Consider the following 18,312-nt stretch of genomic DNA (forward strand, 5'->3'; position numbering starts at 1 on the left):
AATATAGAGAAAGCGAGGTGAAAATCTATTCATCACGCGGATGAATAGATACACGAGATGGAACAACTGAAAGTACAGGGAATGTCTTCGTTCACCAAGTTTGCGACGAATGGAAAAATGCTGAAACTAAAAGATGCAGTAGCCGGCGAGCAACGGATTTCGCTTCAAGAAGCGACCGATATTCAAGTCTCAATGCTCGACGAGGACCATTCGCGCTTCACTATATTCGGTCAGTCACACCCACTTGTCGAACTGACCCTTCCTCACCATTCTTGTGAAGTGTTACATGCCTGGTTATTACACAAGTTAAAACGACAAAAAATCAAATTGGCTTCTAACGCCTAAACGAACAAAGCGCGTTCCTCTTATGAGGACGCGCTTTGTTCGTTTTTCCGATAAATCGTCACGCCGCCGTGTTTCGCTTCACCGACGACTTCAAATAGCCAGCCCTTGTCGACCAAGAGCGAACGGACCGTCAAAAAGTCGTCTTTCGGGACGATGAGTTCGTCGACCGTCCCGTCGAGAAGTTCTTGAATTTTTGGTTCCCACTCGTTCATTTCACTTCATCCCTCTCCGTCTGTTGTCGGTTTGCCCAGGCGAACAATCGTTCACTCGTCTGCATCACATTTTCCGGTACGAACACATCTTCCGGCACCTGAGGATGCGACGCGACCGGCTCATCGATGGCGAGCACGACCGTTTCACCGAGTGCCCGTTCCACATAATCGGCTACAAACGCGAGCCGTTCACCGTACGTTTTTGGCGCAGCGTCGTCGAGGGCAACCGCATAGGCCGCATCCACTTCGTTGTCCTTTAATAAGACTCGGCCCGAGTCGAGGATGGCGAACGGCGGGACCGCGTCTACATGAAACACTTCATAGGCTCGATACGCCGTCTCATCGCACGATAAGAGCGGCACGAAGCGGCGTTGTCCCGTCCACTTCTTGAGTTGGAACAACGTTCGCATCGCCGTGAATGACTTGGCCCCGGACGCATCTTTTTCGACCAAAATCGTCGGGGCGTCGGCCGCGTCCGCTCGAGTTTGGTCCATGAACAACCATGTTTCGACTTGTGAGACTAAAATCAATTTCGTTTCCTCCTTATTACTTCTGACCCTGCCACGATGACGAGCGCGACGAGCCACCCGCCGATGACGTCACTAAAATAGTGGACGTTCAAGATGACCCGGCTGAGCGAGACGGCCAACACCATCGCGACAAGCAAGCCGAACCCGATCAAGTTTTCATTGCGGCGGTACATCAAGATCGCCAGCATACCGTACAAGGCGAGTGATCCAGAGGCGTGACCGCTCGGGAAGCTATATGTCGTCGCGTCGAGCGCGGCATCGATTGACGGTCGGTCAACCTCGAACACGAGCTTCAACACTTGTGTCACGAGAAGCGTGGCAATGACGACAATCGGCAAACGGAACGCCTCAAAGCGGTTCCCTCGCCATAAGAAATAGAGCATGCCAATAAAGGATAGACCAATCAACACTTTCACACTGCCGAGCTCGGTCACATAAACGAACAATGGTCCAGCGAGCGGTTCAAGCGAAGCCGTGACGAAGCGGTCGACCGGTACAACCCAACCTAAAACGACGACCACCGAGAAGAGAATGAATCCAATCGTCCCGGTGATCGCCAGCTCTTGTGAGCGAGAAGTCATCAATACAACCCTTTCCGTTCCCGCATCTCGTCTTCGCCGAAGTCGGTCATGTCACGCAGACGGTGCGCCAACCGACCTGAGGCGTTCGCCGCGATGGCACCGACGAGGTCATCCATGAACGTATGGACTTGGCCGTCGTCCATTTTCGTGTCGAGCTGTTTGATGATCCCGATTTTCGCTTTGTCTAAGTATCCGAACGTCGTCACGGCAATCGAACCATATGTGTTGACGGCCCCGATCGCAATCGTCTCATCGACACCGAACAAACCTTCATCCGACGCCACGATCGACAAGAGCGGCTCCGACAATTGCCCGCGCTCGGCGAGCATGTCGAGTTCCGACCCGACGAGAATCGCGTGTTGGAGCTCGCGTTTATCTAACACGGCCTCGACCGAGTCCATGCAGTCTTTCAATGACAAGTGTGGCGAATACGGTGCTTGCATTTGATAGACGATTTCGGCGATCGATTCGATCGATACGCCTCGTTCAATCAAGCGAGCCCGTGCCGCGTCGCGTACATCGCGTGAGTGTGGTACATGTTTCATCATAGATGCGGGAACAATCCCGCTACACATCCTTTCATCTCGAGAAGAGCTTCTTGAAGTACTCAATGTCTATTATACTGAAAACTCGAAAAAAAGACTAAGCCCGCTTTGACTTCATTCAATAAATCGGTCATCATAAAAAAGTAGACCACTTTATAAAGGGGGAACTGGAATGAAGATTGGGGTAGTCTTATTTCCATCAAAACAAGTTCAAGACTTCGCCAACTCGTATCGGAAGCGATACGACACGAAGTATGCGTTGATCTCACCTCACGTGACGATCAAGGAACGCACTGAAATCGACGAGGCCGATTTGCCGAAAGTGCTCGAGTATCTCCAGCTAGTCGCAGACTCGACCAAACCGGTTCAATTGAAAATCGACGGGGTCCGCTCGTTCGCACCGACGAACAACGTCCTCTACTTAAAAGTATTGCCGACGCGCGAACTGTCGGCGCTTCACGACAAACTGCACGACGGTCTGCTCAAGCAGCCTCCGAAATACGAGTTTCTGCCGCATATCACCATCGGTCAAGACTTGACCGATGCCGAACTGTTCGACGTGCTCGAACGGATGCGAATGGAACAAGTGCATTTCGAGGAGACGATCAATCGCATGGCCGTCATGTATGAGCTCGAAAACGAAACATGGAACGTCTATGAGACGTTCCGGTTCCGCGGATAAGATTACACGCTCCGGTCGACGAAACGACCGGGGCTGTTTTGTTGTTCGGCTTCTAACCATTCTTCTTGACGGGGCCGGATTCGTTGGACACGTTGAATGCGTGTGACCGGCTCGATGTTCGCCCGTTCTGTTGGTTGAACTTGGCGATTTCCATATTGGACGACTGTGAAATCAATCTGATAAGGACCCATGATCCAACCTCCTTCACAAGTCCTTACCCGAAATTCTTCCCCGATAATACAAAAAAGAGCGTATCGCTACGCCCTTTCCCATCTTTATAAAATGTGATAACCGCTATCGACGTGGATGACTTCCCCTGTCACGCCGCTGCCCATGCTCGACAAGAGGAACAGGCCGGTCGAGGCCACTTCTTCTACCGAGACGTTGCGACGCAATGGCGCTTTTTGCTCGAGTTCAGACAAGATGCTGTTAAAGTCGCCGACTCCTTTAGCCGACAACGTCCGAATCGGGCCGGCCGAGATCGCATTGACGCGGACGCCGTGTGGGCCGTACTCGTTCGCCAAATATTTGACGCTCGAGTCGAGCGCCGCCTTGGCGACACCCATCAAGTTATAGTTCGGGACGACGCGCTCGCCGCCGAGATATGTGAGCGTGATGACCGATGCGTCTTCTGCGAAGTACGGTTTGGCCGCTTTGACGACAGCCGTCAAGCTGTATGCCGAAATATCGAGCGCTTGCGCGAACTGGCCGCGTGTCATCTCTGAGAATTCACCGCGGAGCGCTTCTTTGTCTGCGAATGCGATCGAGTGCGCAATCCCTTGAATCGGGCCTGCTTGTTCATGAATCGCCCGGAACGTCGTGTCGATGGCTTCGTCGTTCGTGACGTCACACTCTAAGAGCAAGGCTTCTCCGTTCAAGTCGGCTGCAAGCGACTCGAGTCCTGACTTGAAGCGTTCGCCCGCATATGTGAGCACGAGCTTCGCGCCTGCTGCGTCGAGCGTCTTCGCGATTCCCCAAGCGATCGAGCGTTTATTGGCGATTCCCATGACGACATACGTCTTATTCGTTAACGTTGGATAGATTGACATCGTAAACTCCCCTTTTTTAGTACCTGGTGATAATATCTGTTATCAGATTACAGAATGGTGTCTGTTTTGTCAACTAGCGCGTAACGTATTGCGATTTTTTTAACTTACGGTAAGATAAAATACGTAGAGAAAGGGTGAGACGACTTCATCATGAACCGCATTCAATCTTATTTTAAAAGTTTAGACACAACACTTTTGACAATCGTCTTTTTCTTGATGATCATCAGTTTAGGTGCCATCTATACGGCCCAACCGATGTTGCCGACGCGATTGCAACATATTAATTTCGCATTTGACCAAGGAATCCGCTACATCATTGGGTTCTTCGCCATGTTCGCCATCATGACCATCGAATATGAACAGTTGCGAAAAATACACTGGTATTTGTATGGCTTCGGGTTATTGCTACTAGCCGGTTTGATTCCGCTACGAGATACGACCCTCGTTCCGAACATTAACGGGGCGTACGGCTGGTATAACGTACCGGGCTTCAGTTTCCAGCCAGCCGAATTCATGAAGCTGTTCTTACTTATTTCCATGGCGACAATCGTCTATGACCATAATAAACGCTACGGTTCGTCCCAACAGGACACATGGCTATTAATGAAATTGGTGCTCCTCGCCATTCCGCCTCTCGCGCTGATTGTGACGCAACCAGACTTAGGCACAGGGCTCGTGTTGATCACGATGCTCGGAGCGATTATCATCGTGTCTGGTATCGGGTGGAAGTGGTTGCTCGGATTGTTCAGCGCCGCTGCCTTAACGATTGGTGGCTTCATGTATTTGTTCTTCTCGCATTTCGAGTTGTTACAAAGTTTCGTGCCAGGCCACGCCTTGAATCGATTCCAAGCTTGGATTTACCCGTATGAGTATTCCGATGACCTGGCGTTCCAGTTAATTAAATCGCTTCAAGCGATTGGATCTGGTCAAATGTTCGGGGCCGGCTATGGACAAGGGCTCGTCTATCTTCCTGAGTCGCAAACCGACTTCATCTTCGCCGTCATCGCCGAGCATTATGGCTTTATCGGAGCAGCGATTGTGATTATCGTTTTCTTCTTGTTCTTGTACCGAATGATCCATATCGCCCTCGAAGCGAGCAGTCCGTTCGGAAGCTACATCGTCACGGCCGTCATCGCCATGTTCACGTTCCAAATTTTCCAAAACATCGGGATGACGATCGGCGTCCTCCCGATCACCGGTCTGACGTTACCGTTCATCAGTTATGGTGGGACCGGGATCATCATGAACATGATCGCCATCGGGCTCGTCATGAACGTCGCCTCTAAATCAAAAACGTATATGTTCGACGACGACTAAACAATAGTCCCGCACTCATCCGAGTGCGGGACTATTGTTGTTACAGGATGAATTGGAAATCAGCCGGGTCAGCGGCTTGGATGATCAGCTTCTCGCCGGTCAATGGATGATGAAACGCCGCCGAAGCGCTATGGAGCGCATGACGGTCGAGGACGGTCTTACCGCCGTACATCGTATCCCCGAGCAACGGATGGCCGATATGGCGCAGATGGACCCGGATTTGATGCGTCCGACCGGTCTCAAGGGCAATCGATAGTGCCGTATATGCGCCATGCGGCTCCACTTCGAGAATATGTGTGACAGCATGCTGTCCGTCCGCTGTCACGATTCGCTCCATAATCGAATCGGGGGCGCGGCCGATTGGGGCATCGATCGTCTGTGGTTCAAGCGGCCCTTCGACTAACGCGAGATACGTCCGCGACAAGCCGCCAGTCTGTTGCAACTCGCTAAAGCGATGATGCACGTATGCATATTTTGCGAACAGGACGACCCCGCTTGTGTCACGGTCGAGCCGGTTGATGACGTGAATCGCCGACTGCAATCCAATCTGTTCATAATAGCCGAGCACGGCGTTGGCGAGTGTATCATCCGGATGGAGCCGGGACGGGATTGTCGCAATGCCTGCCGGTTTGTCGACCGCGAGCAAATAGTCATCCTCAAATAGGATCGTGAGCGGCCGCTTGGAACGGAACATCGTCTCGGCGGGCTGTTCGACCGGGAAGTGGACGGTCACTGCCTCCCCTGCTCGGATGTCATAGCGGACGGTGCGAGGCTTGCCATCGACGAGGATGAGGCCGCCTTGTTTGATTTGGGTCAACATCTTTCGTGAGATGCCACAGTCTGTCATTAAAAAGTCGCGCAACGGGACGGTTGTCTCCGCGACGCGACGCAATGTAAATCCGTACATCGGTTACTTCCCTTCTTCAATGAACGATTCGCGGACCCGTCGCCAAAATGGGAACGGCCGGAACCGGGCAAACGTCACTTTTTCTTTCGCGACCGCACAGCGGATGGAGCGCACGTTCGACCACGACAACGCTTCTTGATGATCGAACGCGAGTTCAAACTCGGTTTTCGTGTGCGGAGCAATCTTCACTTGATGATGTTTCGGCAATAAGAGCGGTGACCCGATCGTGCGGTATACCAAGTTATTGATGGACGCCATCTCCGTCACTTGAATCGCCTCGATGGACGGATGCACGATGGCCCCGCCGAGCGCTTTGTTATAGGCCGTCGACCCGGACGGCGTCGAGATACACAACCCGTCGCCCCGGAACGTCTCGAAGTAATCATCGCGAATCGATAAGTCACAGACGAGTGTGCGCTTATAGTTTTTAATCGTACATTCGTTCATGGCGAGCTGTCGATCGGTCGTCCCATCCTCGTAATCGATGAGTACCTCGACGAGCGGGTATGAAACCGGTTCGAACGACTCGCTTGTAATCATCTCCGTCAACTCATCGAGTTCATCCGGTTGCCAGTCGGCGTAAAATCCGAGATGGCCTGTGTGGATGCCGACGAGCAACGTCTGATCGAGCCGGTCGATATACTCGTGGAACGCCTGCAGCATCGTCCCGTCGCCTCCGACTGAGACGACAATGCGTGGCTCTTTCGAAACCGAATGCCCCGCTTCGGTCAATTTATTCGTCAACTCTTGCGCGATGTCAGCCGACCGCGCGTCTCCCCGTGCTACAATCGCAAACTGCATGCCGTGGCCCCCTAGTCTTGGTCCGTCTGGACGTTCATTTCTTTATCCCGGAACACTTGCTGTGCATCTTGAATCTCGACGCGAAGCTGGCTCATCTCGGCATCCAGCAAGAACGCCGCCTCGGCCGCTCGCCGCAGACGCTCTTGAACTTCGAGCGGCATATCCCCGTCGTATTTATAGTTGAGCGAATGCTCGATTGTTGCCCAGAAGTTCATCGCGAGCGTCCGTACTTGGACCTCGACGAGTGTCGGGAACTCGCCATGAATCGTTTGCACCGGGTACTCGAGAATCAAATGGTACGACCGATAGCCCGATTCCTTTTGGTTCGTGATATAGTTGCGTTCCTCGACGATTTTAAAGTCGGTCCGATGATGGAGCAGTTCGAGGACGTGGACGATATCGTCCACGAATTGGCACATGATGCGGAGTCCGGCGATATCTTGCATCTCCGTCGACAATTTGTCATAAGGAATCTGCTTTCGTTTCGCCTTCTCGAGGATGCTGCCGACCGGCTTCACTCTTCCGGTGACAAACTCAATGGGAGAATGGTCATTTTGAGATTTATATTGCTTTCGAATCGCCTTGAATTTCACTTTCAGTTCATCGACCGCGATTTGATACGGCACTAAATATTGATCCCAATCCATGGATTGCATATGCTGTCACCACTTTCGTTCGTATCGGAAAGCCCTGCTTTTTCCGTATGTATCCGATTGTATGGTATCATAAACCAACAATTGTTCATAGAATGGAGCGATGATTTATGACCCAAGAAGTGGAAATTGAATTTAAATCGATGTTGACAAAAGACGAGTACGAAATGTTGCTCGCCGCCTACGATTTGACAGACGAAGTGAAATGGCAAGCCAACGACTACTTTGACACGCCGACGTTCGAACTGAAGAACCATGGTGCCGCCCTTCGCATCCGTGAGAAAAAGAACGGCCAAGTGCTGACACTGAAGCAGCCGCATGAAGTCGGCTTGCTCGAGACGCACGCCGCCATCAACGAAGAGGAAGCCGAGAACTTGTTCAAATACGGCATCATCCACGATGATCAAATGACGGCCGCGCTCGCTCCATTCAACTTGTCTGGACCGCTCGAACACCTCGGCCGTCTCGAGACGAAACGGGCCGAAATCGCGACACCGGACGGCCTACTCGTCCTTGATGAAAGTCATTATTTGGAGATTCACGACTACGAAATAGAATTTGAAGTGACCGACGAGGCGAGAGGGAAAATCGCTTTCGAACAGCTCCTTCGCGAGCATGGCATTCCCCTTCGTCCCGCTAAAAATAAAATCGTTCGATTCATGGAAGAAAAGGTGCGTCGAAATCAAGGTTGAGCAGATACGTTGCCAACCTTTTTTTTTCGTTGCTACAATGAGCATACGATATATTTGATTTTTGTTTACGAGAGGAGGCGACACAATGGAACTAGAACAATGTAATGAGTCATCCTGTTCACTGGAAGAATCTCCTATCCAAGCAACCTATAAACCATTAGAGTTATTCTATTTCATGGACATTTCTGATCCAGATGGACTTCATGTGATGACGCTCATTAAAAAGCTCGAACTTGAATACGGGCATTTGATTCGTTTCCGTATGGTTTCGACGGTTCCTAGTTGTGTTGGCGGATGTCAAGAAGAGGTTCGCCTTCTCACGATGATTAAGGCTATGGAGTTACAAGGGAAACGTCATGCGATGCGTTTCTTACGCCATCTGCATATAAACGATATCTTTTTGAAGGATGGCTCTAGCGACAGCGATTTGTGGGAAATTGCCCGCTCGTTCGTCGATTACGGGCTCGACATCGAGGAGTTGGCGGCCGATATCCAATCCAATCAACTGCTCAGCGCTCTAGCTGTTGACCATGAGATCTTAAAAGATTGGGAAATTGAGTCACTTCCTGCTTTGACGTTCGTCACGCGTGACGAAGCACTCAAAATCGAAGGATTGTACCCGTACGACGTCTATCAGGCCGTCATGGCCGAACTGCTCGGTTACGTCCCAACCCGGGAGTCCGAGTGGAACGTCGAGAAAGTTTTGGGGCGCTACGATGCCTCGACCATCACCGAGCTCGCCTTCATCTTGGAGCTCGAGAAGCCGCTCATCGAGAGAGAACTGAAAAAACTGTCACTCCAGCAACGGTGCCGACCTGTCCCAGGTTGCAGCGGACAAGCTTGGGCGACGAATAAATGACACAACAAAACCCACGGCCGGGGAGCCGTGGGTTTTTTGCGATGTTCTCCGCGGGGACGGAAAACATCACGACCCGAGTATCTATACAGATCACAGGTTGGGAGAAAGTTTACGGTCAATAAAGGGGTTTGTGATTGATTTCACACTTATAATATACCGAGACGGCCGCCACGTGACAAGCACTTTGTTCATATTGTCACATAATGTTCACGCCATACTTCTTATTGAAATAATAACGTCTCCATTTCGTCGAGGACGGCCTCGAACTGATCGAGTGCTGCGAGCACCGGCGCTTTCGTCGTCATATCGACGCCGGCCGCCTTCAATACTTCAATCGGATAGTCGCTCGAACCGGCCTTCAAGAACTTGTCGATGTAACGACGGACAGCTGGTTCGCCTTCTTCCATGATCTGTTGCGATAACGCGGCCGATGCTGAGATCCCTGTCGCGTACTGATAGACGTAGTAATTGTAATAGAAGTGCGGGATACGGGCCCATTCAAACGCAATCTCACCATCGATAACGAGTTCGTCTCCGAAGTATCGCTTGTTGAGCTCGAGATACGTCTCATTCAAATACTCAGGTGTGAGCGAGACGCCTTCTTGGGCCGCTTTATGAATCATGTGCTCGAACTCGGCGAACATCGTCTGACGGAACAGTGTGCCCCGGAACGTTTCGAGCTGATTGTTCAACAGATAGAGCCGCTCCTGGCGGTCCGTGCGCGTCTTCAACAAATAATCGTTCAAGAGCGCCTCGTTCGTCGTCGAAGCCACTTCGGCCACGAAAATCGAGTAGTCCCCGTACGGATACGGCTGCGTCGCCCGCGTATAATGGCTATGGACCGAATGGCCGAACTCATGGGCGAGCGTGAACAAGTTGTTGACGTTGTCCTGCCAGTTCATCAAGATGAACGGTTGCGTGTCGTACGCGCCTGATGAATAGGCGCCACTACGCTTGCCACGTGTCTCACGAACGTCGACCCAACGTGAAGCAAGTCCGTCTTTGACGATTTGGACGTACTCGTCTCCGAGCGGCGCGAGCCCCTCGACCATCAAGTCTTTCGCTTCGTCATAAGGAATTTTCATGTCCACGTCTTTGACGAGCGGCGTATACAAGTCGTACATATGCAACTCGTCCACACCAAGTGCCCGTTTCCGGAGCGCGACATAACGGTGCAACAAGTCGAGACGTTCGTTCACCGCCTCCACGAGCCCGTCGTATACGGATTCTGGGATGGCATTATGATGAAGCGCCGCTTGGCGGGCGCTCTCGAACTTGCGGACCGTCGCATAGAAGTTGTCTTTTTTCACGCTACCTGACAACGTCGAGGCGAACGTGTTCAAATATTGCTCGTACGTCCCGTACATCGCCTTGAATGCGCCTTCGCGGACGCTGCGGTCACTTGATTCGAGGAACGTGATATAGCGGCCATGCGTCAATTCGACGTCTTCGCCTTTCTCGTTCTTCACTTTCGGGAACTTCAAGTCGGCGTTGTTGAGCATGCCGAACGTCGAGCTCGACTGCCCGAGGACGTCACCGGCTTGGGCGAGAATCGCCTCTTCCGCTTCCGTCAACACGTGCGGACGTTCTTGTGCCAACTCGTCGAACGCGTGGCGATAGACGTTGAGTGACTCGTGCTCACTCATGAACGCCTCGATTTGGCTTTCATCGATGGCGAGCAGCTCTGGCGTCATGAACGCGAGCTGAGCCGAGATTTGGGCAGCGAGCGAACCGGCACGGTCGTTCAGTGCCTGATAATGGCTGTTCGACGTATCCTCGTCGTAGCGCATATGGGCGTATGTATACAGTTTATGCAATTGACGCGAAATGTCGTCGCGTAGTTGCAGACCTGCGAATAAAGAAGCCGCGGATTCTCCGAGTTTCCCTTTGAACTCGACCAAGGCCGGTACGCTTGCTTTTAGCGCCTCAAAATCTTGTTCCCAAGCTTGATCGTCTGCATAAATCGTCTCTAAGTTCCACGTCTCCTCGACGGGTACTTGTTGTCGTGTAAGTACTTCTGACATATGTCCACTTCCTTTTCTTAGTTTGTATACGATTTCGCCATGAATCGCTGAAACCCTTGAAAGTATCGAAAATCGTGAAACAACGCCGTGTCTAACGTCTTAGGCACGTGCCAATCGCGCACCGCCTCCGTCACGTCGAATACGTTCAACAGCTGTCTCCATTGTACTTCAAACGCTTGCAGAAAGTCGCTTGTCGGGGTCATGTCGAACTGGCGGCACGTCTTCTCGATGCTCCAATTGATGGAGTCTCCGGGGCAATCCCGTCGATTCAAGTAGAGCACCGTCTGGAACATGAACGGATGGACATGGACCCCCCACAGTGACGGCAAAGGCAAATAACAGTAGCTCGGTAACAACGAGGGCAACATCCCGAGCGGATACAGTCGGTTCAAGATGAGGCGGCGATACTGTGGCGTCGGATAAGGTGGCGTCATCCGCCTCCGCCGAATGACTTGGGTCCAACGATGGGCATCGAAGCCATAATATGCCGCGAACGGCGAGACATCGAACGAGGTCGCGACCTGCCATTGCCCGACGCCCGCTCGGATGGAGACCGGAAAGCCGACGAAGCGGTATAACGCCTGTCCGGTCGGGACGACCAGGCTATGTCGTCGCGCCAGTTCGACCCGCATCCACGGTTTGAACGTTGTCACACCCCCGGGCTGCAGCCCGCTCGCCAGCCAGACGACGTCAAGTCCATTGTCGCGATAATGTTTCGTCCGGTCGACGTAAGACTCGATTGAGAGCGTGGACGCCTGGATTTCGACGACGAGCCGTGTATCGTCGCGTACTGCCACTAAATCGGCACGACGTGCGCCGATGACGACTTCTTGTTCGACTTCATACCCTTGCCCTTGAAGCCATTGCCGCACTCCCCATTTGTCTTCATGGTGTCCGGTCGACTCGCCGCATCCGCAAGGATTGACGTGGGCGAAATGGAGACGCCGTTTCACACCTTGCCTGACGATGACCCGTTCCCCGCATTCTGGGCACGAAAAAGGAGCAAACGGTTCAATCCGCCCCCGACTGAGCGTAAGGGCATCCACATACCCTCCAGTTCGACCGATGGCAAATCGCATTCCGCTTCCCCCTCATAATAGTGGTGAAAACATTCGGGCCAATGATTCGACGAGTTTGATGAAGTAGGATCGTTCCGAGAACGCCCGAATCTCCAACTCGTGTGACCCTTCAAAGTCTTTATACAAATCTTGTTTGAGCTGATGGACGGAGTTCGTGTTATACAAGAGCGCGTTCACCTCGAAATTGAGGTGGAAACTTCTGAAGTCCATATTCGCCGTTCCGATTGTCGCCAACCCATCGTCGACGACGATGACTTTCGAGTGCATGAACCCTTCCTCATACAAGTAAATCTTGACGCCGGCACTGAGTAGCTCCTCAAAATATGAGCGGCTCGCATAAAAGACGATTTTATGGTCCGGATAGCTCGGAAGCACGATACGGACATCGATGCCTGATAACGAAGCGGTCTTGAGCGCGCTCATGATGTCCTCGTCTGGAATCAAGTACGGGGACGAGATGTATACCGACTTCTTCGCCGCATTGATCAGCGCGAAATAAATCGATTTCATCGTCTCGTACGGCTCATCCGGTCCGCTCGCCACAATCTGTACGCCGCCGCTCGCACTTCGCACCGTCTCGAGCGGCTCTAGATAGAACGGCGTGAATAGACGCTCACCCGTCATGTAGTACCAGTCCTGCAAGAAGATGAGCTGGAGTTCCGACACACCTTCCCCTCTGACGTATAGATGCGTATCACGCCAAAAACCGAACTTCGAATGCTCGCCCAAATATTCATCTCCGACATTCAACCCGCCAGTGAACGCCTCTGTTCCATCGATGACGACGATTTTCCGATGGTTCCGATAGTTCGTCTTACTCGAAACGAGCGGCAGGACGACCGGGAAGAACGCTTTGACATGGACGCCTGCTTGGCGCATCTCGTCAAAGAACGTCCCGCTCGTATGAATCGAGCCGACCGCGTCATATAGAAAGCGCACCTCGACCCCGGCCTTCGCCTTCTGAATCAAAATCCGTTGAATTTCCCGAGAAATACGATCTTCCCGGAAAATATAATATTCGAGATGGATGTGGCGGGTCGCCCCTTTCAAAGCGGGCAACAGTTTCGAGAACTTCTGTTGTCCGTTCGTCAGCACTTGAGTATACGTGTTTGACGAAACGGGTAATTGATTCAGAGACGACGTCAAATGGAGCAACTTCTCATAATCGTCATGGGAGAACATGAGCGACGGCGACAACGTCATCGCCTTCTGTCGATAAGCGAGGTACGTCTCTTCGTCCAACATGGCCTTCTCTTTGAACATGCGCTTCCGGCGATAGTTCTGTCCGAACACAAAATAGGCGAACAGCCCGACGACCGGGAAGCCGAGCATGACGATGGCCCAAATGAGCGTCCGCTGCGGATTTCGATTCTCGAGCAGGATGACGAGCAGGATGCTGAACGTCGTCAAAAAGACGAGCACCGAGAACAACCCGATCACTTGCGAGCTCCAGTAATACGATAATACGGCAATGAGACCTGCGAGCAAAATCAGGGATAAAAGTACTTGTATGCGTCGCAACATATTATAAACTGACCTCGTTTCTATCTTGTATTATCATAATTATACAACTTAACACCATCTTTTGAGGGGAGCGAACAAAATATGGGCACATTTTTGGTTACAGGAGCGACGAGCGGGATTGGACGGGCCGTCGCCCTTCGTTTGGCTGAGGACGGACATGACGTCATCGGCATCGGCCGCGACGAGACACGAGGTGCCGCACTCGAAGACGCCTCACCACGCATCACTTTCCTTACATGTGATTTAGCCGAATCCGAGCAAGTTGAAGCATTGATGGACCGCTTGAGCGAGGACAAGGTCGTCCTCAACGGATTATTCAACAACGCCGCGACATTCGGTCGCCCCGGGACACCAGAGTGGTTGCCGACGACCGCGTTCGACGACGTGTTCGAACTGAACGTACTGGCGACGAATCGCATCATCCAACGCGCCATCCCCCTGTTGGTGACAGGAGGGAGCGTCGTCAATAACGCCGCCATCGTCGGTCACGTCAAATTCCCGCCGATGCTCGGTCCATACGCCGCCTCGAAAGCGGCCGTCATCGCCTTGACGAAGACGTTCGCCCATCGGATGAAAGGTAAAGTACGTTTCAATGCGGTCTGTTTCGGTCCGGTCGACACGCCGCTCAGTCATAAACTGTACGGTGGTGAGGCCAAATTCCAAGAGGCGATGACCCATCATTTCCGGGGACATGCCGCCAAGCCGGAAGAAGTCGCACCGGTCGTCACGTTCCTGTTGAGCGGCGCGTCAAGCTATATTAACGGACAAGCCATCACGGTGGATGGTGGCTATACGCTCTCATAAGCAGCAAAAGGGAGGGGTCACTCGAGACCCCTCCCTTTCACGTCTGTACTTTTCGGGCACGCATCATCTGATTCGTCAGAAACGCGCGTTCTCGCGGATGCAACTCTTCAACATCGAGCGACTCCTCAAAATAGTCGATGAACGCCTCGAACGTCTCTTCGTGTGAGGCATGCGCTTCTAACCGGGCGATGCGGATTGCCTCGAACACGGACGCCATCACAAAGATGTCATGGCTCGCATACGTCTTAATCGGAGCAAGCGCCTCGAACAACGTCGCCTCCATCGGCTTCCGTTTGGCGTGCCAGTCACTCTTGCCATTGGAAAATAAGAAATCCCCTTCAGGTAATCGGCTCAGTTCCCGCAAAATGTCCCCGATGTAATGAATGGCGTGAATCGCCGTATTCGGATCGTTAATCCCGGGCGAGATACCTTTTAACGCGATTTCGCTCAACTTCTCGATAACGAAGGCCGGATCTTGAATCGAGGAGCGAATCTCCCCGATTTGGAACACGTCAATCTCGAGCGCTTCTTCCCCGAGCCAATAGCCAAGCAAGTCCCCTTTCGCCACGAAATCCCCGACAGCCACGACCGACTCAAAATCGACGTCATGACTCTCGTGTTTCTCGCTTGCGAACAGTTGAATGTAGCCGGTGCGCGGGGCATGGATGGCGTGACCCTCGAACGTATGGACCGAACGCTTAGGAACGATATGCATCTTGCCGTCGTCGACCGCTTGTTGCTGTGTCTCGATGACGGACAACGCCTCGCGATGCAAGGCTGACAAGAGACGTTCGGCTTGAATCGAGACGCTGATTGTTTGGATGAACTTGACGAACGCCCAGACGGAACTGACGACGAGCAGCACGCTGACGCCCGAGGCGAGGACGACGTCCTCATCTGACGTCCGAATTAAAAATAAGTTCGTGATGCCGTACACGGTCGTCATGATGAACAAGCCGAGCGTATGCTTCGACGCCGAATTCGTCAAAAAGTTGTTGATCGTCCGCGGCGAAAACTGGGACGAGTACGTCGTCAAGACGACGAGAATCGTTGAAAAACTGAACGTCATCATCGTCATCAAACTCGTGAAGGACGATGATAAAACCGTCGCCGCCGAATCCTTATCTAAATAGACGATTTCGGGCAATAGTTCCCGAAAGAAACTTCCAAAGTATTGGGTAAGGAACGTCAAGGCAATCCCCCCGACCCCATACAAGAACGGGACGAACCAGGCACTATCGGCCAACATCAACTGCAAACGTTTCAACATCACGACACCTCGTTTATGTATAAGTTAGAAAAAAATCGCCTGTCCATATGAACAGGCGATTGGGGTTTAGAAATAGTGACGGACTTTGGCGAAGACGTCCCCATCGAGAATGAGCTTGCCGTATTCTTCGAGCATCGCTAACGTCTGCGTGCTGAACGTCAAGTACTCGGCCAAGAGGCTCAATACGTTCTCTTCTTCCTCTGGTTCCATTTCTTCCGGAAAATCGATCCACAAGTAATACTTTTGATCGTAATGGAACAGTTTGAGGTCGATGTTACTTAACGTCTCTCCCGCCCGTTTGCTGAGCGAGATGATGGCCTCAAAGTCGTCCGTTTCCATGGCGAGCGGAGCCCACGCCTCCTGCTCGGTTTCTTCATCGAGTTCACTCAATTGGTCGAGCACCGATTGTTGATCGCGTGCCTCATCGATCGCCGAGCGCAGGAGTGATCCGAGCTCAGAATCGTCTTCGGCGTCAATCACGTTTTTCGCAATCGTCACGGTCACTTCAAGTCCTTTTTCAAAAGCTTGTACTTGTATCCATAGTGGACCATCAAACGAGATATCTTCTCGTTCGTGCGCTTCGTCCATCATCTGCCAGAACAGCTGCTCACCACGTTCTCGGTTATACCAGATTTCATCACGAGCGAAACCACGTTTTTCGATATCGACATACGTAATGAAAAATTTGACGGTATTATCATTGATGCGCTCAATTTTCACGATTGTCCACTCCCTTCTCACCTCACTCCTACTTCAACAATTAAGGAGGAGAGGGGAAATTGTCTTGTTATCATAGTACCCTTTTTTTAACGTGTCAATCTATTGATGATGGGGTTGTTACTATTATTTTATCGGAAAAACGGAATAATAAAAAGCACACTGCTTAGACAGTATGCTCCCTCACTCGTTGACGAGTCGTTGCGCTTCTTGAAGTTGGAACGTGCGGACCTTGCGCGGCAAGAATCGACGAATCTCATCTTCGTTATACCCGACTTGAAGACGTTTTTCATCAATCAAGATTGGACGGCGAAGTAGTCCTGGATACTCTTGAATCAAATCGTACAGTTGTTGAAGCGAAAGCGCATCGACCGATACGTCGATTTTAGAGAAAACTTTAGACCGGGTCGAGATGATTTCATCCGTCCCGTCCTCTGTCATACGTAAAATTTGTTTGATCTCATTGAGTGAGAGTGGTTCTGAAAATATATTTCGTTCCGTAAATGGGATATCATGCTCTTCAAGCCAAGCCCGTGCTTTTCGGCACGATGTGCAGCTCGGAGACGTGTAAAGTGTGACCATTTTCGTTCCTCCCTGATCAAATGTTCGTTCATCTTTTTCAAGTGACTCTATTTGTATACCCAAAAAATCGTTCACTTAATTATAATAATTCTTATGAATTGAAACTTCAATGATATTCTTTCTCATTCAAGTAAGAAAAGAGGACGCATTCTCGAGAATGCGACCCTTGATCGACCGTTCTAGGACGCCGGCATCCGAGAAACCGGTTGTGATACCGTCTCTTTGCCTGGCTTCACTTGTAAGTCTTTCAATTTCTTCTTGAGGACTTCCTTCAGAAGTTTCTTTTTCTGTTCCAAAACTTTATTTCGTTCTTTCATGGTCTCTCACCCCCAACGTCAAAAGGACCGGACCGACCGTTACTGAATCTGAAAATCTTGAACTTGCACTAATCTACAATTAAATTATAGCACATTCTTATGAAAATAGTTGAACAATCTCCAAATTTCTCATCATTTCACACGTTCCAAATTTGCTTTTTATATCCGATTCCCGTATAGTTAATAGAAATATCCTTTGAAATCACCAAGGAGGAGAGCGATGATGAGAATTACATTAGAGACGATTATGCAGCACCCGGTCACCCAAAAATACTTGACCCGTTCTGGCTTGAAACACGCCGTTGATGTGTGTGAACGCGCTCTCGAATTGGCGACGCGACGAGGGCTCGATACGGATTTGGCGACGAAAGCCGCCCTACTCCATGACATCGGTCATTATGAATGGTACACCGAAGGGAAATGGAATTATGATTTGTATCGTCAAAACGATATCCATGCCATTAAAGGCGCCGAACGCGCCCACAAGCTGTTGATTCGTCTCGGTGAAGACCCAGCCCACGCGAAAGAGATCTCGGTCATGATTTTGCTTCACACCGACTCCTACTTACCGCCCAACCGGATTCAACGGACGCCGCTTCAACAGCTCGTTCATGATGCTGACACGTACGTTGAACAGCCTGGCGGATTGCATCACTATGAGACGATGGACATCGAAGATGCCTTGGCCCGTGTCCGCTTGATTGACGCGGTCGTCGACCGGCTCTCGAATTTGCCACGCATCTCAAACGCCTGACACCGTCATCATGGACGGTGTTTTTTTGTACGAAAAAAGTCCCGAATCCATCTGGATTCGGGACTTTC

At 51.4% G+C, this 18,312-nt stretch carries 23 protein-coding genes; 7 read left to right on the forward strand and 16 right to left on the reverse strand.

What is annotated here, in order from left to right:
- The first annotated feature begins 57 nt into the window (after window positions 1-57).
- On the forward strand, window positions 58-345 hold the full coding sequence (locus KNP72_RS05115) for an FHA domain-containing protein (RefSeq protein ID WP_029595769.1): 288 nt from the start codon (window positions 58-60) through the stop codon (window positions 343-345).
- Between the two features lie 20 nt (window positions 346-365).
- Here the strand turns inward: KNP72_RS05115 and KNP72_RS05120 are convergent, their stop codons facing one another.
- Genes KNP72_RS05120 through KNP72_RS05135 form a run of 4 tightly spaced genes read right to left on the reverse strand, consistent with a single transcriptional unit; the run spans window position 366 to window position 2,213 of the window.
- Window positions 366-557: a hypothetical protein gene (locus KNP72_RS05120; protein ID WP_058763287.1), complete on the reverse strand. Its 192-nt coding sequence runs from the start codon at window positions 555-557 to the stop codon at window positions 366-368.
- Complete coding sequence (locus KNP72_RS05125; RefSeq protein WP_058763285.1) at window positions 554-1,087, reverse strand: hypothetical protein; 534 nt, start codon at window positions 1,085-1,087, stop codon at window positions 554-556. Before KNP72_RS05125 ends, KNP72_RS05120 begins: the two co-directional genes overlap by 4 nt.
- The gene (locus tag KNP72_RS05130) at window positions 1,084-1,668 is read right to left on the reverse strand and encodes a phosphatase PAP2 family protein (protein ID WP_214832378.1); all 585 of its coding nucleotides are present in this window, start codon (window positions 1,666-1,668) and stop codon (window positions 1,084-1,086) included. The genes KNP72_RS05125 and KNP72_RS05130 overlap by 4 nt, the downstream gene beginning before the upstream one ends.
- Window positions 1,668-2,213: a phosphatidylglycerophosphatase A family protein gene (locus KNP72_RS05135; RefSeq protein WP_029595773.1), complete on the reverse strand. Its 546-nt coding sequence runs from the start codon at window positions 2,211-2,213 to the stop codon at window positions 1,668-1,670. The genes KNP72_RS05130 and KNP72_RS05135 overlap by 1 nt, the downstream gene beginning before the upstream one ends.
- A gap of 172 nt (window positions 2,214-2,385) precedes the next feature.
- On the opposite strand from KNP72_RS05135, the gene KNP72_RS05140 reads away from it, so the two are divergent.
- On the forward strand, window positions 2,386-2,895 hold the full coding sequence (locus KNP72_RS05140) for a YjcG family protein (protein WP_214719515.1): 510 nt from the start codon (window positions 2,386-2,388) through the stop codon (window positions 2,893-2,895).
- A gap of 2 nt (window positions 2,896-2,897) precedes the next feature.
- On the opposite strand, the gene KNP72_RS05145 is transcribed toward KNP72_RS05140, so the two are convergent.
- Window positions 2,898-3,086: a hypothetical protein gene (locus tag KNP72_RS05145; protein ID WP_021066964.1), complete on the reverse strand. Its 189-nt coding sequence runs from the start codon at window positions 3,084-3,086 to the stop codon at window positions 2,898-2,900.
- A gap of 84 nt (window positions 3,087-3,170) precedes the next feature.
- Window positions 3,171-3,944, reverse strand: a complete 774-nt coding sequence (fabI, locus tag KNP72_RS05150; RefSeq protein WP_021066963.1) for an enoyl-ACP reductase FabI — start codon at window positions 3,942-3,944, stop codon at window positions 3,171-3,173.
- Window positions 3,945-4,094: 150 nt separating this feature from the next.
- Here fabI and KNP72_RS05155 point away from each other — a divergent pair, with 150 nt between their 5' ends.
- Complete coding sequence (locus tag KNP72_RS05155) at window positions 4,095-5,261, forward strand: FtsW/RodA/SpoVE family cell cycle protein (protein WP_021066962.1); 1,167 nt, start codon at window positions 4,095-4,097, stop codon at window positions 5,259-5,261.
- 40 nt (window positions 5,262-5,301) lie between these two features.
- Here the strand turns inward: KNP72_RS05155 and KNP72_RS05160 are convergent, their stop codons facing one another.
- The 3 genes from KNP72_RS05160 to yjbM are packed head-to-tail and all read right to left on the reverse strand — an operon-like array spanning window position 5,302 to window position 7,625.
- Entirely contained in the window at window positions 5,302-6,168 is an 867-nt protein-coding gene (locus KNP72_RS05160) for an RluA family pseudouridine synthase (protein WP_214719516.1), read from the reverse strand.
- 3 nt (window positions 6,169-6,171) lie between these two features.
- Window positions 6,172-6,969 (reverse strand): NAD kinase, encoded by a 798-nt coding sequence (locus KNP72_RS05165; protein WP_021066960.1) that lies wholly within the window; start codon window positions 6,967-6,969, stop codon window positions 6,172-6,174.
- An 11-nt stretch (window positions 6,970-6,980) separates the two neighbouring features.
- The gene (gene yjbM / locus KNP72_RS05170; protein WP_021066959.1) at window positions 6,981-7,625 is read right to left on the reverse strand and encodes a GTP diphosphokinase; all 645 of its coding nucleotides are present in this window, start codon (window positions 7,623-7,625) and stop codon (window positions 6,981-6,983) included.
- 107 nt (window positions 7,626-7,732) lie between these two features.
- Between yjbM and KNP72_RS05175 the strand changes: the two genes are divergently transcribed.
- Both KNP72_RS05175 and KNP72_RS05180 read left to right on the forward strand, forming a co-directional pair.
- Window positions 7,733-8,314: a CYTH domain-containing protein gene (locus KNP72_RS05175; RefSeq protein WP_214713874.1), complete on the forward strand. Its 582-nt coding sequence runs from the start codon at window positions 7,733-7,735 to the stop codon at window positions 8,312-8,314.
- A gap of 85 nt (window positions 8,315-8,399) precedes the next feature.
- Window positions 8,400-9,173, forward strand: a complete 774-nt coding sequence (locus KNP72_RS05180) for a DsbA family protein (protein ID WP_214832379.1) — start codon at window positions 8,400-8,402, stop codon at window positions 9,171-9,173.
- Window positions 9,174-9,394: 221 nt separating this feature from the next.
- Here the strand turns inward: KNP72_RS05180 and pepF are convergent, their stop codons facing one another.
- From pepF to cls, 3 genes are read right to left on the reverse strand one after another with little or no spacing between them, the layout of a single operon-like run.
- Window positions 9,395-11,197 (reverse strand): oligoendopeptidase F, encoded by a 1,803-nt coding sequence (gene pepF, locus KNP72_RS05185; RefSeq protein WP_214803142.1) that lies wholly within the window; start codon window positions 11,195-11,197, stop codon window positions 9,395-9,397.
- A 17-nt stretch (window positions 11,198-11,214) separates the two neighbouring features.
- The gene (locus KNP72_RS05190) at window positions 11,215-12,276 is read right to left on the reverse strand and encodes a competence protein CoiA (RefSeq protein WP_214832380.1); all 1,062 of its coding nucleotides are present in this window, start codon (window positions 12,274-12,276) and stop codon (window positions 11,215-11,217) included.
- Between the two features lie 12 nt (window positions 12,277-12,288).
- Window positions 12,289-13,800: a cardiolipin synthase gene (gene cls / locus KNP72_RS05195; protein ID WP_029595781.1), complete on the reverse strand. Its 1,512-nt coding sequence runs from the start codon at window positions 13,798-13,800 to the stop codon at window positions 12,289-12,291.
- A gap of 81 nt (window positions 13,801-13,881) precedes the next feature.
- On the opposite strand from cls, the gene KNP72_RS05200 reads away from it, so the two are divergent.
- The gene (locus KNP72_RS05200; protein ID WP_214832381.1) at window positions 13,882-14,604 is read left to right on the forward strand and encodes an SDR family NAD(P)-dependent oxidoreductase; all 723 of its coding nucleotides are present in this window, start codon (window positions 13,882-13,884) and stop codon (window positions 14,602-14,604) included.
- Between the two features lie 37 nt (window positions 14,605-14,641).
- Here the strand turns inward: KNP72_RS05200 and KNP72_RS05205 are convergent, their stop codons facing one another.
- From KNP72_RS05205 to KNP72_RS05220, 4 genes are all read right to left on the reverse strand, one after another.
- A complete protein-coding gene (locus KNP72_RS05205; RefSeq protein WP_214832382.1) occupies window positions 14,642-15,874 on the reverse strand; it encodes a DUF2254 domain-containing protein in 1,233 nt (410 codons plus the stop codon).
- A 66-nt stretch (window positions 15,875-15,940) separates the two neighbouring features.
- Window positions 15,941-16,594, reverse strand: coding sequence for an adaptor protein MecA (gene mecA, locus KNP72_RS05210; RefSeq protein ID WP_029595784.1), 654 nt, complete (start codon window positions 16,592-16,594; stop codon window positions 15,941-15,943).
- A gap of 180 nt (window positions 16,595-16,774) precedes the next feature.
- Complete coding sequence (gene spxA / locus KNP72_RS05215; protein ID WP_015881217.1) at window positions 16,775-17,173, reverse strand: transcriptional regulator SpxA; 399 nt, start codon at window positions 17,171-17,173, stop codon at window positions 16,775-16,777.
- Between the two features lie 179 nt (window positions 17,174-17,352).
- Window positions 17,353-17,490, reverse strand: a complete 138-nt coding sequence (locus tag KNP72_RS05220; protein ID WP_198922699.1) for a hypothetical protein — start codon at window positions 17,488-17,490, stop codon at window positions 17,353-17,355.
- 220 nt (window positions 17,491-17,710) lie between these two features.
- On the opposite strand from KNP72_RS05220, the gene KNP72_RS05225 reads away from it, so the two are divergent.
- Window positions 17,711-18,244 carry an HD domain-containing protein gene (locus KNP72_RS05225; RefSeq protein ID WP_214832384.1) on the forward strand — a complete coding sequence of 178 codons (534 nt, stop codon included), beginning with the start codon at window positions 17,711-17,713 and terminating at the stop codon, window positions 18,242-18,244.
- The last annotated feature ends 68 nt before the right edge of the window (window positions 18,245-18,312 follow it).

The organism is Exiguobacterium sp. s152, assembly GCF_018618335.1.
GTDB lineage: Bacteria > Bacillota > Bacilli > Exiguobacteriales > Exiguobacteriaceae > Exiguobacterium > Exiguobacterium chiriqhucha.

Coding starts and splice junctions, on each gene's coding strand:
- cls (WP_029595781.1), bottom strand. CDS start 13,800: ATGTTGCGACGCATACAAGTACTTTTATCCCTGATTTTGCTCGCAGGT.
- yjbM (WP_021066959.1), bottom strand. CDS start 7,625: ATGCAATCCATGGATTGGGATCAATATTTAGTGCCGTATCAAATCGCG.
- KNP72_RS05130 (WP_214832378.1), bottom strand. CDS start 1,668: ATGACTTCTCGCTCACAAGAGCTGGCGATCACCGGGACGATTGGATTC.
- KNP72_RS05155 (WP_021066962.1), top strand. CDS start 4,095: ATGAACCGCATTCAATCTTATTTTAAAAGTTTAGACACAACACTTTTG.
- KNP72_RS05180 (WP_214832379.1), top strand. CDS start 8,400: ATGGAACTAGAACAATGTAATGAGTCATCCTGTTCACTGGAAGAATCT.
- KNP72_RS05175 (WP_214713874.1), top strand. CDS start 7,733: ATGACCCAAGAAGTGGAAATTGAATTTAAATCGATGTTGACAAAAGAC.
- fabI (WP_021066963.1), bottom strand. CDS start 3,944: ATGTCAATCTATCCAACGTTAACGAATAAGACGTATGTCGTCATGGGA.
- KNP72_RS05135 (WP_029595773.1), bottom strand. CDS start 2,213: ATGAAACATGTACCACACTCACGCGATGTACGCGACGCGGCACGGGCT.
- KNP72_RS05145 (WP_021066964.1), bottom strand. CDS start 3,086: ATGGGTCCTTATCAGATTGATTTCACAGTCGTCCAATATGGAAATCGC.
- pepF (WP_214803142.1), bottom strand. CDS start 11,197: ATGTCAGAAGTACTTACACGACAACAAGTACCCGTCGAGGAGACGTGG.
- KNP72_RS05160 (WP_214719516.1), bottom strand. CDS start 6,168: ATGTACGGATTTACATTGCGTCGCGTCGCGGAGACAACCGTCCCGTTG.
- KNP72_RS05165 (WP_021066960.1), bottom strand. CDS start 6,969: ATGCAGTTTGCGATTGTAGCACGGGGAGACGCGCGGTCGGCTGACATC.
- KNP72_RS05220 (WP_198922699.1), bottom strand. CDS start 17,490: ATGAAAGAACGAAATAAAGTTTTGGAACAGAAAAAGAAACTTCTGAAG.
- KNP72_RS05190 (WP_214832380.1), bottom strand. CDS start 12,276: ATGCGATTTGCCATCGGTCGAACTGGAGGGTATGTGGATGCCCTTACG.
- KNP72_RS05115 (WP_029595769.1), top strand. CDS start 58: ATGGAACAACTGAAAGTACAGGGAATGTCTTCGTTCACCAAGTTTGCG.
- KNP72_RS05140 (WP_214719515.1), top strand. CDS start 2,386: ATGAAGATTGGGGTAGTCTTATTTCCATCAAAACAAGTTCAAGACTTC.
- KNP72_RS05205 (WP_214832382.1), bottom strand. CDS start 15,874: ATGTTGAAACGTTTGCAGTTGATGTTGGCCGATAGTGCCTGGTTCGTC.
- KNP72_RS05225 (WP_214832384.1), top strand. CDS start 17,711: ATGATGAGAATTACATTAGAGACGATTATGCAGCACCCGGTCACCCAA.
- KNP72_RS05200 (WP_214832381.1), top strand. CDS start 13,882: ATGGGCACATTTTTGGTTACAGGAGCGACGAGCGGGATTGGACGGGCC.
- spxA (WP_015881217.1), bottom strand. CDS start 17,173: ATGGTCACACTTTACACGTCTCCGAGCTGCACATCGTGCCGAAAAGCA.
- KNP72_RS05120 (WP_058763287.1), bottom strand. CDS start 557: ATGAACGAGTGGGAACCAAAAATTCAAGAACTTCTCGACGGGACGGTC.